General features: G+C 67.7%; 14 protein-coding genes and 5 pseudogenes. 10 read left to right on the top strand and 9 right to left on the bottom strand.

Annotated features, from left to right (window positions below):
- On the bottom strand, positions 1-348 hold the full coding sequence (locus tag ACLJN9_RS29480; RefSeq protein ID WP_410814944.1) for a PadR family transcriptional regulator: 348 nt from the start codon (positions 346-348) through the stop codon (positions 1-3).
- 723 nt (positions 349-1071) lie between these two features.
- Between ACLJN9_RS29480 and ACLJN9_RS29485 the strand changes: the two genes are divergently transcribed.
- The 3 genes and pseudogenes from ACLJN9_RS29485 to ACLJN9_RS29495 all read left to right on the top strand — a co-directional run bounded on the left by ACLJN9_RS29485 (position 1072) and on the right by ACLJN9_RS29495 (position 3446).
- A complete protein-coding gene (locus ACLJN9_RS29485) occupies positions 1072-2028 on the top strand; it encodes a cyclase family protein (protein ID WP_410814945.1) in 957 nt (318 codons plus the stop codon).
- A gap of 730 nt (positions 2029-2758) precedes the next feature.
- Positions 2759-2965: pseudogene (locus ACLJN9_RS29490) on the top strand (IS5/IS1182 family transposase); the annotation flags it as partial.
- Between the two features lie 43 nt (positions 2966-3008).
- Entirely contained in the window at positions 3009-3446 is a 438-nt protein-coding gene (locus tag ACLJN9_RS29495) for a hypothetical protein (protein ID WP_410814997.1), read from the top strand.
- Here ACLJN9_RS29495 and ACLJN9_RS29500 read toward each other — a convergent pair.
- A complete protein-coding gene (locus tag ACLJN9_RS29500; RefSeq protein ID WP_410814946.1) occupies positions 3421-3807 on the bottom strand; it encodes a VOC family protein in 387 nt (128 codons plus the stop codon). The two genes, ACLJN9_RS29495 and ACLJN9_RS29500, sit on opposite strands and share 26 nt — an antisense overlap.
- 473 nt (positions 3808-4280) lie before the next feature.
- Between ACLJN9_RS29500 and ACLJN9_RS29505 the strand changes: the two are divergent.
- A pseudogene (locus ACLJN9_RS29505) lies at positions 4281-4589 on the top strand (amino acid transporter); the annotation flags it as partial.
- A gap of 206 nt (positions 4590-4795) precedes the next feature.
- Entirely contained in the window at positions 4796-5176 is a 381-nt protein-coding gene (locus tag ACLJN9_RS29510; protein ID WP_410814947.1) for a MerR family transcriptional regulator, read from the top strand.
- A gap of 135 nt (positions 5177-5311) precedes the next feature.
- On the opposite strand, the gene ACLJN9_RS29515 is transcribed toward ACLJN9_RS29510, so the two are convergent.
- Positions 5312-5587 (bottom strand): transposase, encoded by a 276-nt coding sequence (locus tag ACLJN9_RS29515; RefSeq protein WP_410814993.1) that lies wholly within the window; start codon positions 5585-5587, stop codon positions 5312-5314.
- Positions 5588-5807: 220 nt separating this feature from the next.
- On the opposite strand from ACLJN9_RS29515, the gene ACLJN9_RS29520 reads away from it, so the two are divergent.
- Entirely contained in the window at positions 5808-6851 is a 1044-nt protein-coding gene (locus tag ACLJN9_RS29520; RefSeq protein WP_410814948.1) for a zinc-dependent alcohol dehydrogenase family protein, read from the top strand.
- Between the two features lie 477 nt (positions 6852-7328).
- Here ACLJN9_RS29520 and ACLJN9_RS29525 read toward each other — a convergent pair.
- Together ACLJN9_RS29525 and ACLJN9_RS29530 are read right to left on the bottom strand one after the other, a co-directional pair.
- Positions 7329-8251 (bottom strand): annotated as a pseudogene (locus ACLJN9_RS29525) (amylo-alpha-1,6-glucosidase); the annotation flags it as partial.
- Between the two features lie 324 nt (positions 8252-8575).
- Positions 8576-9199 carry a TetR/AcrR family transcriptional regulator gene (locus ACLJN9_RS29530; protein WP_410814949.1) on the bottom strand — a complete coding sequence of 208 codons (624 nt, stop codon included), beginning with the start codon at positions 9197-9199 and terminating at the stop codon, positions 8576-8578.
- A gap of 105 nt (positions 9200-9304) precedes the next feature.
- On the opposite strand from ACLJN9_RS29530, the gene ACLJN9_RS29535 reads away from it, so the two are divergent.
- Together ACLJN9_RS29535 and ACLJN9_RS29540 are read left to right on the top strand one after the other, a co-directional pair.
- The gene (locus ACLJN9_RS29535; RefSeq protein ID WP_410814951.1) at positions 9305-11575 is read left to right on the top strand and encodes an MMPL family transporter; all 2271 of its coding nucleotides are present in this window, start codon (positions 9305-9307) and stop codon (positions 11573-11575) included.
- Entirely contained in the window at positions 11572-12237 is a 666-nt protein-coding gene (locus ACLJN9_RS29540) for a GAP family protein (RefSeq protein ID WP_410814952.1), read from the top strand. The genes ACLJN9_RS29535 and ACLJN9_RS29540 overlap by 4 nt, the downstream gene beginning before the upstream one ends.
- Before the next feature lie 27 nt (positions 12238-12264).
- Here ACLJN9_RS29540 and ACLJN9_RS29545 read toward each other — a convergent pair whose 3' ends face one another.
- Together ACLJN9_RS29545 and ACLJN9_RS29550 are read right to left on the bottom strand one after the other, a co-directional pair.
- Positions 12265-12939, bottom strand: a complete 675-nt coding sequence (locus tag ACLJN9_RS29545) for a response regulator (RefSeq protein WP_410814953.1) — start codon at positions 12937-12939, stop codon at positions 12265-12267.
- A gap of 156 nt (positions 12940-13095) precedes the next feature.
- Complete coding sequence (locus ACLJN9_RS29550) at positions 13096-13527, bottom strand: cytochrome c biogenesis CcdA family protein (RefSeq protein WP_410814954.1); 432 nt, start codon at positions 13525-13527, stop codon at positions 13096-13098.
- A 1182-nt stretch (positions 13528-14709) separates the two neighbouring features.
- On the opposite strand from ACLJN9_RS29550, the pseudogene ACLJN9_RS29555 reads away from it, so the two are divergent.
- Positions 14710-15382, top strand: a pseudogene (locus ACLJN9_RS29555) (HNH endonuclease family protein).
- Positions 15383-15556: 174 nt separating this feature from the next.
- Positions 15557-16307, top strand: a pseudogene (locus ACLJN9_RS29560) (phosphodiester glycosidase family protein); the annotation flags it as partial.
- A 48-nt stretch (positions 16308-16355) separates the two neighbouring features.
- On the opposite strand, the gene ACLJN9_RS29565 reads toward ACLJN9_RS29560, so the two are convergent.
- Together ACLJN9_RS29565 and ACLJN9_RS29570 are read right to left on the bottom strand one after the other, a co-directional pair.
- Entirely contained in the window at positions 16356-16763 is a 408-nt protein-coding gene (locus ACLJN9_RS29565) for a hypothetical protein (protein WP_410814998.1), read from the bottom strand.
- Positions 16764-16865: 102 nt separating this feature from the next.
- Positions 16866-17006, bottom strand: coding sequence for a hypothetical protein (locus ACLJN9_RS29570; protein ID WP_410814999.1), 141 nt, complete (start codon positions 17004-17006; stop codon positions 16866-16868).
- Positions 17007-17362 lie beyond the last annotated feature (356 nt).

Raw genomic sequence — 17362 nt, forward strand, 5'->3', positions numbered from 1 at the left:
TCATGCTCCTTTGTCGTGTTGGTTGTCGTTGTGGTGGAGTTGCTCGATGCGTTCCGCGAGGACGCTCCACGTCCTCCAGAACTCGGCGAGTTGGTCTCGCCCCTTCGCGTTGAGCGAATACACCTTCCGCGGGGGGCCCTTCTCGGAGGGGACCTTCTCTACGTCCACGAACCCGCGCTGCTCGACGCGGACGAGCAGCGCGTAGATGGTGCCTTCCGCGATGTCCGAGAATCCGCGGTCTCGCAGCCACGCGGTGATCTCGTAGCCGTATGCGGATCTGCGAGCCAGGATCGCCAGGACGATGCCTTCGAGCGTGCCCTTCAGCATCTCGGTCATCTGGTTGCCCATGCCATCTTCTCCTCGCTATCAAGCGACGCTATCTACCGGTAGACGGTAACACTAGGTACCGGTAGATAGCAACGCTGAATACCGAGGGATTTCAGCATGGCCACTCGCCTCTGGAGTCCACGCCGTGGCGATCAGGCTGGACCGTCCGGTACGAGCCCAAACCGCCGTCGACGAAGCTGGTGGACACCCCGCCGCCTCGATCCTTGACGCGCACCGCTGCCGTGAATGAGGCTCGGTGCCAGCTCTGTCATGTGCCAGCTGCTTACCGACGAGCCGTCCGCCGGCGTCAGCGCACCACCCGGCGCCGTGCCTCGGGACCGCGTGGGCGGCCCTTGGTCGCCGCTCATCACGCCGCGCATGACACCGGTCGAGGTTTCCCAGTAGTGAACCCAGACATCCGGACGGCTCAGATCCTGGTTGCCGGTCTACTCGACCTGTTCGCCGCGAGCGCGGATCGCATCAAGGCATCTCAGACCATTCAGGCCCGACACGGCTCAAATTAGTGCGCACCTTGCGTGATCGCGGCGCCGGCGGTGCAGAGGTCGTCGGGTAGTAGGTTGGTGGCGGTGATGGTGTGGTTGCCGGCCTGAATGTCGGTGACGTGGTGGCGGCCGGCGGTGCGGACGAGTCGTCTGATCGACCAGTCATTGCGGTCTCGATCCAGCGGCGGGATAACCTGCCTGCGGTGCCTCGAATCGCATGACCGGAGGAGTCGATGCTGGGATGACGGCAGGGCGACCGATGCCGACACAGGACGACGTGCTCGGCTACTTCGACACGCTGTCGAACTGGGGGCGGTGGGGCGACGAGGACGAGCTCGGCACTCTGAATCACATCACCGACGACGTCCGGCTGGCGGCGGCGCGGGCCGTGCGCCACGGCAGGAGCGTGTCCTGCGCATGGGAGGTTGCCGTACCGCGAGACATGGAGCGGTCGACGACGACGTGCCCATGCGCCGCCGACATGCCGGGTGCCGAGAACATGCCAGTGCCCGCCTTTCACGCCGACAGGCGCTGGGGCTTCTCGAACGAGCGGCTCGGCATCATGTTCCACGGCAACACCATCACCCACGTCGACTCGCCGTGCCACATCTTCTGGGACGGCAGGATGTACAACGGGCGGTCGCACTCGTTGGTCGACGCCGCTACGGGATCGGCGTGGGCGGCCGTCACGGCGGCGGCGAACGGGATCATCACGCGTGGTGTCTTGCTGGACGTCGCGCGGGCCCGCGATGTGCCGTGGTTGGAAACGGGTCAGGGTGTGTTTCCCGACGATCTCGAGGAGGCCGAGCGTCGCCAGGGCGTACGGGTGCGATCCGGCGATGCGGTACTCCTGCGGACCGGCCAGGGTCGCGTCCGGCACGAGGCCGGTGAGGCCAGCGCTTTCACACAGGCCGGCTGGCACGCGTCCTGCCTGCCGTGGCTACACGAACGCGATGTCGCGGTGATAGGCGCTGACACCCCCCAGGACGTTCAGCCGTCGGGGTACGACGACGTGTTGATGCCGGTTCACGCCGTGAGTCTCGTCGCGATGGGTCTGTGGCTGCTCGACAACTGCGACCTGGAGGCGTGCGCGACAACGGCTGCCGAGCTCGGCCAGTGGGACTTCCACCTCGCAGTCGCGCCGGTCCGATTCGCCGGTACGTCCGGCAGCCCGGTCAACCCGATCGCCACATTCTGACCACGGTTCACGAGGGGAGGCGATGTCATGAACGGCCCGACCCGCACCTGGAACGCGGTCGTGGTCGGTGAGGACACAACGTGCTGGTCGGGAACGAGGCGGCACGCGCGTCTCAAAGGTTGCAGAGGATCCATTTCGGAGGGTATGCACAACACAGGGATCTGCCGGACCGCGGTTGTGGGCTACTGGGTGAGAGGCCTCCGATCGCGCGACCAGCTTGGCCGCGGGGGCGCCGGGGAATGCCACCGACTCGGGGCCGCCGGACGCGGAGAGCGGGCATCGCCTGAACCGGATGGACGCGGCACGAGCGCCGCGTCCATCCGGTCGCACGGTCACGTGTCGCAGACGTGCGCCCCGTCGATCTTGTTGTCGTAGGCGGGCATGTCGACGCCAATGTTGCTGTTCCAGTCGAACGCAGTACTGCTGAAGAGCAGTCCCACCTATTTACACCGTTCCAGTTATACAGGTAGGTGTTGGCCCCATGCGTCTGGTTGTTGACGTAGGCCGACACCTCGTCGTTCCACCTTCCCCCCGGGCGGGAATTTGATCGCCCCCAGGTCCATGAACGCGCAGTCATCAAACCTGATCCTGTAACCGGAGATATAACCCGGGTCGGCCCACAGGCATAGGTACTTGTATTCGCACGTGTAAACCGAACCTCCGGCGGCCACGGACGCACGCTCAGCCGGCGTGATTGCTCGATCCTGGCCGCGATCCGCGTTCCCCGCCTGGTCACCGCGAGGACCCACCGAACCGGGTGCTGGCCGACAAGGCGTACACGTCGACGGCCAACCGCCAGTATCTGCGCCGACGGGGCATCGCCGCGACGATCCAGAGCAAGACCGACCAGGACGCACACCGGCGAGCCAAAAGATCCAAAGGCGGCCGGCCACCAGCCTTCGACCCGCACATTTCTCAGCAGGGGACGCGGCACGCGCAGACTCGGCGTATGCACCCTTTCCGACAGGCTGGTCTTTTCCGTGGCGACGTTCCTCTCCGGGATGCGCGACTTCTGCTTCCGACGACGTGGCCTCGTCGTCCTCCTGTGGATCATCGCGCTGGGCGGCATGGGTTTCGCCGTCTCCGCCCTCGACACGTTCTCGATGCCAGGCACGAAGTCGCAGCAGGCATTCGACCTACTGCAGGAAGCGATCAACGCTGCTGCGCCCAAGGCGTTCGTGACCATCGACGGCACCCCTGCTGTCCATCGACCGCGGGTGCAAAGGCTGCCTGGTCAAAGTCCGAGTCGCCGCGCGCATCGCGCCAGATGGGCGCGGCGGATCAAGCCGCGGGTTCCCGAGACTGCCGCGCGTGGCAGTTGCCCGTCGGCTGAACGATCAGGTGGCGGCCGGAGAGAGCCGCGCTGTTTCAAAGCAGGCGCCAGGGCTGAGCTCAATTCAGCGGCGGCGCCCAGGTAGGGCGCCTGATCAGGCAGAATGGGTGGCCAGCGGGATCGGCGTACACGTGGTCGCCGGGCAACCGCCGCGCACCCAGCGCGAGCACTGCCTCACCCGCGGCCTCCTGGTCGTCCACCATCACGTCAAGGTGCATCTGCTGCGGCACGGTCGGGTCCGGCCAGGTAGACGGCTTTGAGTCGGTGGCGCGCTGAAACGCCAGCCCGGACGTCGCCGTGCTGGCCGACACGACGACGAAGTCCTCGTCCGCGTAGGTGATCGGGTCGCCGAGCACTTCGCTCCAGAACCGCGCCCCGGCCATCGGATCAGGGCAGTCCACGATCAGATGGTGGAGCCGGCCGATAGGCATCGCGATCACTTCCATCGTGGTCAGGCCCGTGCCAGCACGGTTGTGTGGCCGCTGCCGGCTGGTGGGCGGGTTCGTGTCTGGACAATCTTCGTTCATCGTTGCCCAGATGGGGGTAGGAAGAACTGTCACTCGGGCGGACAGCGGCAGTGACCGGATGTTCGCGCCGATCGCCGCTAGATTCGTGCTCGTGGAGACCGAGGCGTGGCTCTGGATCAAGACCGATCGCGAGCCGCACGGCGGTGACCCTCGTGACGGCGACCTGCACCTGGTCGACTCGCCAAGGTGCCACGTTCGCGGCCACTCGGTCGAGACAGCACCGTTGCCCTCAATGGTCTGCATCACGAGGCACGACTCGTTGTCGTCACATGCCCGAGAATCTGCCGCGACAGTCGGCTGCGTTCCCAGCCGAGTAGTTCGCCACCTCGTGTTCATGCAGGCTGCCATCGCCAAGCTCAACGAGCCGGGTCAGGATCACGAGGTCCGCCCGGACTTCCGTGCTGTTGTACGCGCTGGTTGAGAACGTGATAGAGAAGCCCGACGGCATCGCCATCTCGGGGCTGTTCATCGCCGGTATCGTCACCGTCTCCCTCGTCTCCTGGATCGTCCGCACCACGGAGCTGTGCGCTGGGCGCATCGAGTTCGACGACATTGCCCGGCGGTTCATCGTCGACTCCTTCGCCCACCACTGTCAGCTGCACCTGATCGCCAACAAGCGTCAGAGCGGCGTCGCCAAGGCGTACCGGCTCAAGGAACGCGCGCAGCGCGGCATCGACCCCGTCCCGGGCGCCTTAGACGTGCGGGCTGCTCTCCTGCAACGTCGGATCGCGCGCCTCTGGATGCGTCGCGTCGGCGACGGTGGCGGCCGAGCGGCGGCCAGTGCCGGTGGCCTGACACGCTGCTGCGTCCGCGTCCGCGGGCTGATGACGTGCGGGCGATCGATGGACTCACACCCCTCAGTTGACATTGGTGTCAGCTTCAAGTGCCAGGCGTGTGAGGTGAAGGAATGCGAATAGGTGATCTGTCCGAGCGCACTGGCGTCAGCGAGCGGTCGCTGCGCTACTACGAGCAGCAGGGGCTTCTGAAAGCCGGGCGAACCCCCGGCGGTCATCGCGAATATCGCGAGAACGCGGTCGACCGGGTCATCCGTATCCAGGAGCTCTTCGCCGCAGGGCTACGCAGCGCGAAGATCGCGCAGTTGCTTCCCTGCATGCGGGATTCAGACGGCGGACCGTCCACAATCGCCACACCGCAGCTGGTCACCGACCTGACCACGGAACGAGCCCGTGTCAATCGGATGATCATCGACCTTCTCCGGTCGCGAGAGGTCTTGGACGAAGTGATCGAGGCGGCTTCGGGCCGACACGAGTCCACCACCACGCCTTGACCATCGGCAACCGCGAGCACTGGACGGTCCAGCCGAGGTAGCTGTCCAACCTGCAACAGTTGCTTCTGAACGCTGCAGCCGAACCGACCGGAGCCCTGGCCAGCTGCCAGAGGTGAGCGAGATCGGGTCTGTCGACTACTCAGCGGCGAGTGGGTGGGAGTGGGCATTGTCGGCCAGCACCCGCTCGGGTCGCTTCCGGGGTCGCCCAGGTCCGTCGCGGCTGACGGCGATCTGGTCGAGCAGCGGGAGTAGCTGCGGGTTGTCTCCAGTCTGGCCTGGGGTCAGGATCACCGACATCGGCACCCCGCGCCCGAGCATGATCAACGATTGCAGGCCGGAACCCTTACACCACACCCACGCGGACCACGTGAATCGTCGCGGCGGTGCCGGGAAGGTGCGCGACTCCACCATCAGCGTGCCCTCCGCGGTGACGACTCGGTCGGCGAGCGCCAGCTGCAGCGCTGTCGGTGTCGGTGTCGGTGTCGGTGTCGGTGAGTTGGCAACCACCTCCCCGGGGTGAGCCGGGTCACCACGACCGTCACGACCGACCGGGCGACCGGTCGGCGGCGCTAGCCTTCGTGCGGCGGCTCGCTCCGTCGGCACGTCAACCTACCCCAGTAGTGAGGACCCCGTGCGCGCTACCGTCATCCATGGGCCGAACGACATCCGGGTCGAACAGGTGCCCGACGCGACCCTGCGTCATCCCACCGACGCCGTGGTGCGCGTGGTGCTTGCCTGCATCTGCGGTAGCGACCTCTGGGCCTACCGCGGCGTGGCCACGCGGCAGTCCGGCCAGCGCATCGGTCACGAGTTCCTCGGGGTTGTGGAGGAGGTCGGCGTCGAGGTCACCTCGGTCCGCCGCGGCGACCTGGTGGTGGCTCCGTTCGTCTGGTCCGACGGCACCTGCGATTTCTGCCGCGAGGGTCTGCACACCTCCTGCCCGCACGGCGGGTTCTGGGGTGAGCCTGGCTCGGACGGCGGGCAGGGTGAGGCGGTGCGCGTGCCGTACGCCGACGGAACGCTGGTCGCACTGCCGGCCGAGGCTGCCGGGGACGACCGGTTGCTGACCGCTCTGCTGGCGCTCTCCGACGTGCTGGCCACCGGACACCACGCGGCCCTGGCCGCCGGGGTCCGCCCAGGTGCCACCGTCGCGGTGGTCGGCGACGGCGCGGTGGGCCTGTGTGGGGTGCTCGCTGCTCGTCGCCTTGGTGCCGATCAGATCATCGCGTTGGGTCGGCACACTGTTCGCACCGACATCGCGCGGGCTTTCGGGGCCACCGATGTGGTGCCCGAGCGCGGTGACGCGGCGATCGCCGCGGTGCGGGAGTTGACCAAGGGGCAGGGCGCGCACGCGGTGCTGGAGGCGGTGGGAACCGAGGAGTCGATGCGTACCGCGATCTCCATCGCCCGTGACGGCGGCGCGGTTGGTTATGTCGGCGTGCCGCACGGTGGCAGCGCCGGGGTGGATATCCGGCAGATGTTTAACCGAAACGTCCGCGTCGGCGGAGGCGTCGCCCCGGCGCGCGCGTACCTGCCGGAACTGCTCGCCGACGTGTTGGTTGGCCGGATCGACCCGTCTCCGATCTTCGACCGCTCCGTCTCCCTTGATGAGGTCCCGGACGGATACCGCGCGATGGACGACCGCAGCGCGGTCAAGATCCGAATCACCTTCTGACGCCTCCATGCGGATCCGCCGACGTCGGCACCGATAGATTCACCGTGCGCTTAGCGGTCGTGTCCTCCCGGTGATGGCTAAGGACCTCCAGCAGGAGATCCGTTCGGGCCTGTGGTGGTGGGTGGTTCGCCCGTAGACAGCGAGCAGCCACTGCTGAGTCTCACGGGTTGTGTGGACCTCAAGAGATGCGGCGGTGGCTGCCGCTACAGAGTAGACGTTCAGAAGAGGTCTGAGCTGTTCAGTGAGTTGATGGACGTTGTCGCGGCGCGCTTCTGCCGGCCTGAACCTCGGCGCCGGGTCCGGGAGTTCGTGGCCGGGCTGCTTGCGCCGTTGCCGCGACCGCCCAAGGCCATGATCGGCCGGCTGGACAATTCCTGTCGGCGGCTCGACCTGTGGGCCGTCCGGCTTGGACTGACGGCGAGCCAGGCTGGTATGGGCCATTGGGCGGCCCTTGGCTTGCGCGCTCGTTCTTGACGCTCAAGTTTGACGGCTTCGTCCGAGGGCATCGATCTTGCCCCACGTGCCAGCAATGTCGAGCAGTTCGATGCGGCCGAGTTCGGGTGGTACGGCGGCTTTGATGATGAGGTGCTCGTCCAGTGGGTCGAGGCCGAGCATGATGCGCAGGAGAACCAGCGGTGCGCCGGCGGACCATGCTTGTGGTCTGAAGGCGGTGGGGAATTGGACGGGGCAGTTGGTCAGGTCGCGGTCGTACCCGGCGAAGGCTTCGGGCAGGCGCCCGTCGAAGTGGCGGGCGGCGGCGAGGATGCCGGCGCAGATCTGTCCGGCGTGCCCGCGCAGGCCGTAGCGCCACAGGCCTCAGGCGATGATCGAGTTGTCGAATAGCCACACGGTGCCGATGTGGTAGCCGATGGGGTTGTAGCGGGCCTGGTCGGTGACGAGGGTGCGGACGCCCCATCCGGAAAACATTCGCGGTGACAGCAGCAGGTCGGCGACTCGGGTGGCGCGGTCGTCGATGATGCCGCTCCACAGCAAATGTCCCATGTTGGCTGACAGCGCGTCGACTTGGTTGCCGTCGGCGTCGAGGGTGTAGTAGCCGCCGTGGGTGGCCCAGTAGTCGCGGTCGAAGCGTTGTTTGAGTGCGTCGGCTTCGCGGTCGAGTTGGTCGGCGTATCCGGGGTCGTGCCAGATGGTGCGGGCAAGTCGGGCGGCGCGGCGTTTGGCGTCGTAGGCGTAGCCCTGCAGTTCGCAGGTGGCGCGGGGGAAGCCGGGTAGCCGGCCGTCGCGATAGGAGATGGCGTCGGGGGAGTCTTTCCAGCATTGGTTGGCCAGGCCGGTGCGGGGGTTGCGGGTCTGGTAGTAGGCGTAGCCGGGCCGCGGCTGTTGGCGTAGGTGTCGATCCATTCGATTGCTGCTCGCACCGGAAGAGTGGTTGCCCGAACGCGCCGATAGACCCAGGGTACGGCGGGTCGGCTCGACTCCGCCAAAGCGGGCTTGCTGCTCGTCAATGAGTCTCACAAGCCTGCTTCTGGCGGTCGAGCTCGGCCACGAAGAGAGCCGACCTGGGTTTAGGTAATCAATGCAACGGTGCTGGTAGGTGGGTGAGTCATAGCACGGATGGGTCGGCTGGCATGTTGGACACGATCGAAGCGGATCTTTGCCGGCGTTGGCGCACCGGTGACTCCGTCGGCGTGATCTTCGGGCACTGAGCAAGACGCCGGGGTCGGAGGTCGCGTGGGTTAGCCACGCCAAGGCAACGCAGCGGATCAGCGGGGAGTGTCGTCGTCGCGTCGGAGACCGTCGAGACCGTGTTCGATGAAGCGCAGGGCCCGGTCGAAGTGGGCGATGGTGTGTTCGGGATTCCTGGTGTCCGGGTGAAAGTGGTCGCCGGTCATGGCGGAGCGGTAGAGGGCAGCCACGGCGGCGGAGGCGACCATGTGTGGTGTGGGGTCCTGTGCGCTGCTGCCGAGGTCCGTGGCGAGCGCGGCGGCGAGGATGATCTCGATGCGTGCCATGACGGCGGTGCCGTGAGCGGCGACGGCAGGGATCTCCTCGCTGAGTTGGTCGAGCAGCCGGTCGGCGTCTTCGTCGATCGGTGCGGCGAGAAGATCGTCCACCAGCCAGGCGCGGGTTTCCTGTAGCGCCGTCCCGCCGGTTGGCCGGGTGGCGAGCCGCTGCTCCAAGCGTACGAACAGGGGTTCGAGGTGTTCGAAGAGCAGGGCTTCCTTGGTGTCGAAGTAGGTGAAGAACGTCCGCGGCGACACGTCGGCGGCGGCGGCGATCTCCGCGATGGTGGTGGCCAGGTAACCCTGCTCTGCGAACAGGCGTAGCGCGGCCTGGTGTAGGGCGTGGCGCGTACGGGTCTTCTTCCGCTCTCGGATCCCGGTCACGTGTCGCATCCTAATCCCCGACGAGACGCACATCTGCAAAGTTGCAGTTGTGCAATACTTGGCCACGGTCGCTCGGTCCGGTGCGACGTGGACGAGGGAGTGGGCATGTCGGGACTGCTGTATCGGCTGGGTAGGGCCTGCGCGGGCCACGGCTGGCGCGTGGTGGCCCTGTGGCTGGTGGTGTTGACCGCGATGGGCGCGGCGGTGGCATCGGGCTCCACTCGTACGACGGACGACTTCTCCTTGCCGGGTACTGAGGCGTTCGACGCCCTCGACCGGCTCGGCGCGGCCTTTCCGGGTGCCGACGGCACCAGCGCTCAAGTGGTGTTCGCCGCGCCAGCCGGGCGAACGATCAACACCGGGCAGGATCGGCAGGTCGTCGAAGCTGCGGTCGCGGGTCTCGCCGCCGGGCCGCAGGTGGCGTCGGTGGACGACCCCTTTGTCACGGGTGCGGTCTCTGCGGATGAACGGATCGCGTACGCCTCGGTGCAGTACACGGTCGCGGTCGACGCGCTCAAACCGGCGACCCGGGACGCGCTGAACGCGGTCGCGGACCGGGCGCGGGCGGCGGGCCTGATCGTCGAGGTGGGTGGAGAGGCGGCTGTCGCTGCCGCCGAGATGGGCTTGACCAGTGAAATCATCGGCATAGCTGTCGCGCTGATCGTTCTGCTGGTCACGCTCGGTACGTTGGTCGCGGCCGGGCTGCCGCTGCTGACCGCGCTGGTCGGCATCGGGATCGGCCTGCTCGGGATCCTGCTGGTCGGGCGCGTCGTGGAACTGTCGTCCACGGCACCGGTTCTCGCCCTGATGATCGGCCTCGCGGTCGGCGTCGACTACGCCCTGTTCGTGGTCTCTCGGCACCGCAGTCAGCTCGCCGCCGGAATACCGGTGCGCGAGTCGATCTCTCGGGCCATCGCCACCGCGGGGGGCGCGGTGGTCTTCGCCGGGCTGACCGTGGTCGTCGCCTTGGCCGGCCTGTCCCTGATCGGCATTCCATTCCTGACGGTGATGGGACTTGCCGCCGCCGCCACGGTCCTGGTCGCGGTCCTGATTGCGGTGACCCTGCTACCCGGTCTGCTCGGTCTGCTCGGTGACCGCATCGACGCGATCAAGGTCCGGCGCCGACCCCTACCGGTACCATCGCGTGACCGCACCGCCGGCCGCCGCTGGGTCCGGCTGGTGACCGCCCGCCCGATCCTGACACTGCTACTCGGCATCAGCGCCCTGGGCATGGTCGCGCTTCCGCTGACATCGCTGCGTCTCGGCCTGCCCGGCAGCGAGTCCGCCTCCACCGACCGCAGCGACCGCCGCGCCTACGACCTCATCGCCGAGGGATTCGGCCAAGGCGCGAACGGCCCCCTGATTGTCCTCGTCGAGGCCGACCACAACGTCACTGGAACAGCCGAGGCCGCCGCCCGCGACCTGGCGGTGATCCCCGGCGTAGCGGCCGCGGTGCCGCCGCTCGTCGCCCCTGACGGCACCACCGCCCTACTGACCGTCATCCCCACTACCGGACCGGCCGACGAAGCCACGACCAACCTCGTCGAACGCATCCGCGATCGTGCCGTCGGGCTTGAGCAGCGGTACAACGCCACGATCTCCGTCACCGGCACGACGGCGGCGAACATCGACCTCTCCGAAACCCTCTACTCTGCCCTTCCTGTCTTCGTCCTCGTCATCGTCGCCCTCGCCCTGATCCTGTTGACTCTCGCCTTCCGCTCCGTTGTTGTCACCGTCAAGGCGATCCTCGGATTCCTGCTCACCATCGCTGCCACCGGCGGCGCCGTCGTCGCCGTCTTCCAGTGGGGATGGCTGGCCGGCCCGCTCGGTGTCGACCAGGTCGGCCCCATCCTCAACTTCCTACCGATCCTGCTCATCGGCATCCTGTTCGGCCTGGCCATGGACTACGAACTGTTCCTCGTCTCCCGCATGCGCGAGGAACACCTCCACGGCAACGACGCCCGTCACTCCGTACACCTCGGCTTCACCCACGGCGCTCGCGTCGTCACCGCCGCCGCCCTGATCATGACCGCCGTCTTCGCCGGGTTCTTCCTCGCCGACGACCCCGTCATCAAATCCATCGGCTTCGCCCTCACCGTCGGCGTCCTCATCGACTCCTTCGTCATCCGCATGACCCTCGTTCCCGCCGCCATGACCCTGCTCGCCGAACGCGCATGGACCCTGCCCCGCTGGCTCGACCGCACCCTGCCCCACCTCGACATCGAGGGGAACACTCCGCAACCCGAGCGGGCCGTCGGCTTCGCGCACGCCGGCACCGACCAGGCCGGCACCGCGGCGTCGCCGACGTTGACCGAACCGGGGCGAAAGCGCGCTTCGGCGCACCAATCCGCTCCACCCCCCAAGAGCGATCGGTGAGCGCTTCGTTGGTGGCGGGCCTGGTCGGGCTGGCAGCGCTCGACGCCCTGAACCCCGCCACGATCGCCGGGGTGGCACTACTACTGCTGGCCCCGCTGGCACGACCGGTGCGCGCCGCCGCCGCGTTCGTCGCCGGGGCCTATCTCACCGTCCTTGGTCTCGGTGTCCTGCTCTATGCCGGGGCCGATGCCGCCACGGCAGCGGTCAGCGACGGCCTGCTCTGGCTCCGACGCGGCGCTTTCGCGCTCGCCGCGATCGCCCTCACCGTCGTGGGGATCAAACGACTTCGCGACCGCACCCGCCCGGCCGTCACTGTGCCCGGCTGGGTCAATCCGGGCACGGCGACGCTACTGGGCGTGCTTATGACCGCAGCGGACCTGCCTAATGCCTTTCCCTACTTCATCGCCGTCGAACGACTGGTCAACGCCGACCTCGACCCGTTACCCGCGACCGCGGCCCTCGCCGGCTACTCCCTCGTGTACTGCCTGCCCTGCGTTCTGCTGCTCCTGGCCGGCGCGATGCGCCGGGACCGGGTACGGAAACGACTGCACCACGTCTACCAGCGGCTCGGCGCCGCCAAGGAGCAACCCCGCAACCTGCCGGTCGCCATCGTCTACCTCACCGCCGCCGGCCTCGTGTTCGCACTTGCGGCACTGACCTGACGGTGTGCTCATCAGGTGTAGTAACCGTCAATGGCCGCGGGGGACGACCAGACCGGACTCGTAGGCGAGCACAACGAATTGCGCGCGGTCGCGGACGTGCAACTTGGCCATGGCACGGTTGACGTGGGTCTTGGCGGTCACCGCAGTGATCACCATCCGCTCGGCGATCTCGGTGTTGGACAAGCCGTGTCCGGCCAGGGCGACGGCCTCGCGTTCGCGGGCGGTCAGTAGCGCCAGCGCGCCGGTGTCGGACCGCGGCGGTGTCTGGATGACGTACCGGTCGATGAGTTTGCGGGTGATCGACGGCGCGAGCAGCGCGTCGCCGCGTACGGCGACCCGGATGGCGTGCAGGAAGTCTTCGGGCTGGATGTCCTTGACGAGAAACCCTGCCGCGCCGGCCCGCAGCGCGTCGAAGACGTATTCGTCCAGGCCGTAGTTGGTCAGGATGACCACATGCACTCCGGCCAGGGCCGGGTCGGCGGCAATGCGTCGGGTCGCCTCGATGCCGTCGACGACGGGCATCTGGATGTCGATGAGCGCGACATCGGGTAGGTGCCGCTGGGCCAGGGCCACCCCGTCACGGCCGTCGGCGGCCTCGCCCACCACCACAATGTCGTCCTCGGCGTCGAGCAGCGCGTGGAATCCGCTGCGGATTGACGCGATCACGGTAATCGCCTCTGGGTGGCCGGCGGGCACGGCCACCGACGGCTCGAACGCCGTCAGGGGCCGGGCCGACGAACCCGGCCGACATGGGGCAGGGCCGACACACCGGGGACCGAACATCGCGGCCTTCGCTGCGCTGGTCGGCCCGCCGCTGACAGCGCGGATCTTACGGCGGCACGTCGAGCGGGTGCCGGGTCAGATGCCGATCTGCCCCGGCCCGACCGTGCTGCGCAGCCAGATCATCAAGTCGCTCCACGCCCCGGTGAGCAGCGCGAGCCCGATCGCGACGAGCAGCGCTCCGCCGACGCGGGTGACCCACCGGTGGTGGCGGCGCACGAAGCCGGTGAGGGTCAGCGCGCGGCGTAGACCGAGGCCGACGAGCAGGAACGGCGGGCCCAGACCGGTGCAGTAGGCCAGCGCGAGGACGGTGGCCCGGGTCGTGGAGGATTGCACCGCGGCGAGGCCGAGCACCGCACCGAGGGTGGGGGACACACACGGCGTCCAGGATAAGCCGAACGTCGCGCCGAGCACGGGTGCGCTCGCCAACCCGGCCGAGGGGAGCCGGGTGGCGCGGACCTGCCGTTGCAGCAACGGGAACGCCCCGAGGTACCCGGCGCCGAGCAGCACGGTCAGCGCTCCGGCGGCGATCTCGATGGTGCGGGCGTTGACCAGGCTCGGCCGGCGGCGTTGAACGCCACGGCGGCGGTGACGAACACGACGGCGAACCCGGCGATGAACCCGAGCGTTCCGGCCACGACCCGACCGCGGGCGCGCCGCCGGGTCGCTAGGGCAACAGCGCACGTCGTGCCTGCGGCGTCCACAACTCGCGTCGGACGGAATATCGGCGTCGGTCTCGAGCTGATTGGGCGCGGTTGGATCGGGGAGGTACCGCAGGCGGGCGTACGCCTGGTAGCCGGAGAGCCCAAATGTGATTAGCTGGTCCGCCGGAGTCCGCGAACTCGCGAGCCAGGCCGCTGCCGCCGTGTCCGCCGTATACCTCAAAAACATGTCTCTTGCGCCCCCGTCGTCGTTGACGCGCGCAGTGCTACCGCCGCTTCCCGCACCTACATCGCTGACGGTGCCTTCCGTGCTCGCATGACCACAATAGGTGAATGGGTCGCCCTCAGCCTGCGATACAGCCGTTTGTAAGGCCGACGTTGGGCTGAGTCCCTGGGTGATCTGCCTGGTTTTAAGCAGCTGTCAGAGTGATGTCCGGATGATTTTGTGGCCATTGCCGCGGGCCACGGTCGAAGCCGCCCGGCGATGCCGGCGCTTCAGCCGACGGTGTCGCGGTCGTGGAAGGTCGAGCGGTTCGGGGTCGTCGTCCTCATCGCCGTCTGTGTCGGGCGTGGCGGGGTCGTAAAGGTCGGGATAGCAGGGGCAAGCGCGGTGCCCACGGCACAACGCGAGCGCCGACGTGGCGTTTGCAGAGTCTCGCGAGCCTGCCACGCGTGCGGGCGTTGACGGCACACCGGCTTGATGCGTAGCCCGCCGTGACGTGGCACCGGCCGAGACGTAACTTTGAAGACCGCTCGGGAGGAAGCGTGGGGTTCGCCGACCGGGTGCGGGCGGCCAGGGCGTTGAAGGTAAGCCCGGTTGACGACGACGGCGCAGCGTCGGGAGTCGGCGAAGCGTTGCAGGCGACGGCGATGACGCCCCGTTCCTCATGCAATAAAGATCTGAAACAGCTCCACCCTGCGCTGCCCAAGCGTCACTCCTGCGCTGACGCCGCTTCACGCAGCCGCCGCGCCCCCGCAGCTTGCATCGAAGATCGTGAACTTTATCGGTCTCGATGAGCTGAAGGCGCACATGCTCGGCTCGGCAACCATTCCTGTTTCCATCCGCCGAGGGCGGCGTGCTGCCGCCGCCCTCGCGGTCCTCGCCGCCGCCGTGATGACGTTCGTCGGGCCGACGGCGGCGTCGGCGACCCCGCCCGCCATTCCGTCGAAGGCCACCGCGCAGGCACAGCTCAACGCCCTCACCGTTGCCATTAAGGGATCAATGTCCGGCTACTCCCGCGACCTGTTCCCGCACTGGATCACCGTCAGCGGAAGCTGCGACACCGGCGAGCAGGTCCTCAAGCGCGACGGCACCTCTGTGGTGGTGAACTCGTCGTGCCAGGCCACCTCCGGCCCGGTGGTATAGCCCGTATGACGGGGCGACCTGGTCGGCGGCGTCCGACGTCGACATCGACCACGTCGTCCCCCTGGCCGAGGCGTGGCGCTCCGGCGCCAGTTCGTGGTCGACCAGTCAGCGGCAGAGTTTCGCCAACGATCTGGCCCACCCGCAGCTGATCGCGGTGACCGACAACGTCAACCAGGCCAAGGGAGACCAGGACCCGTCGACGTGGCAGCCTCCGCTGTCGTCGTACCGGTGCACCTACAGCAAGATGTGGATCACCTCGAAGTACGTGTGGGGTCTGCGGCTGCAGTCCTCGGAGAAGTCCGCTCTGCAGAGCATGCTCAACACCTGCTCCTCCTGACTGCCGGTGTGGCGTCGACGGCATCGAGGCGGCCGACGCCACACCGCCGAGCTATTCCACCATCTGGCACAAAGACATCATCCGCCTGATGAGGGCCCGGGTAAGCCGCTGGCAGACTCGGTGCCTGGTAGCCGCGGCTTGGTGGACACTCCCCGTCTCGGCGCCGGCGCCGTGATGGCCGCGCTCCTCGGCCTGGCCCCCTCCCCGGCGTACGCCGTGCCCGACGAGGTCTCCCTACTCTGGGTGATGCTGGCCTGGCGGAAAGTCGCAGCAGTCAGGTCCTTACCCGCGGCGTCACGCTGACCCGCATCGTTCGCAGCGTCGACTCGGCGCCGATCGATCAAATCACCACCATCACCCGCGGACCCGTAAATGATCAACGCCCTGACGATCGACCCCCACGATCAGCCGCGGGCACCCGACTGCCACGTATGGACCCGACCTGGCAGGGGTCGACAAGACCCACCGAGCTGGTGCGCAGCTCGGGCGCGCTCGCGGGAGGCAACGCTTCCTTCTTCACGTTCACCGGCAGCGCCGAATACTCCGGCAACCCCGTCGGCCTCGGCGTGTACGGTGAGGCCCTGCTTAGCGGGCCGACCGGCGACCCCGCCGAGGCGGGCCTGGTCGTTGGTGCCAAAGGCAATAAGGTCATCACGGGTCACCTGCAGTGGACCAGCGCCGTCCAGAACACCCGGGCGAAGGACAGTCTCCCGCTGGAGTACATCGACCACCCGCCGGTAGTGTCGGCCGGACCGGTCGCTCGTCCGCAGCCGACCCAGTGCGCGGTTCCCGATGACACGGCGCGGATCACGCCGGAGTTCGCCGCCACTACACCGTCCGATCCGGATGCCGAGGTCGTCCTAGCGGGCAGGGCTGCGTCGTGCGGACCACGACGACTCGCGGCACGACTTTCACCCAGGGGCAAATCGGCGGGTCATGCACTTTGGGTGCCGATGTGACTCCCCTTGAAGGCTTACCGATCGTCGCCGCGCTGTTCTTCGGCCATAGTCAGCCAGCCACCAACGACGTTGAGGTCAGCCGTAAGGCCCGACACCAGGGTGCAGGGCTTCCCGGGTTGGTGTGCTTCCCGGCACGTGCACATCCAGGCACCGGTCGTCAACCGCTCAACGGCACGAGTGAGCACCGTTCGCGAGTACACCAGCGTTCTACCGCCGATGGTCATCGGCAGGGCGTCTCCGTTCGATTTGAGCAGCGCACCGAGGCCGACGATGGCATCGGCAGCGTCGGTGAGGATGCCGGCGGCATCGGCTGGATCCTTATCGACCTCGTCGGTGGCCAGTTTGCAGACCATACCGAGCGCGGCGACGACGCGTCCCGCGTCCGGCACGGTGATCGTCACCGGCTCGGCTTGGGCGATCACCTCGCGGTAGGTGGCGGCATGCTCGCCGAGGGTTTCCGCGAGCAGGACGATGACGTCGGGGGTGATGTATGTCTGCAGCGAGGTGCGCTCGGTTACGCCGAGCTAGTTGGCGGTGGCGGTGATGCGCTCGGCCAGGAGCTCTGCAGCTTGAGTAGGTACGAAAAAGACGCCGTGCCGGCCGGCTTCCTTCTCGAGCTGAGCGAGCCGCTCCTTGAAAAGCTTCCCGTTGCGGAGGTTGGCCATCAGACGTCTCCTGTCGCCCAGTCCGGCTGCCGGCGCTGAGATAGTCGGTGTTCAACGGGACCCTAGCGCTGCTGATCCGGTCGTACGAGGCAACCCCCTTGCTGGCCGCACTCCACCATGCACCTACGCCGGCCAGCGATCGGTCGCGCACCCGGGGTGAGCTGGAAAGGGTGGGGTGCGGCGCTGCAGGACGCGCTCACTGGATTGTCCTGACCCGACCCACCTGCCGCTTAGCGCAGGCGACCCGCCACGCCCTCCCGGGTCCGGGTGGTCGGCTCGATCAGCGGGACGCACGCTGGCCCAACATTCTCAACGACCACTTCTTCCTGCACTACCGCACCGCTTGCCGGCCGGAT

Source organism: Micromonospora sp. 067-2, from assembly GCF_046549295.1.
Lineage (GTDB): Bacteria > Actinomycetota > Actinomycetes > Mycobacteriales > Micromonosporaceae > Micromonospora.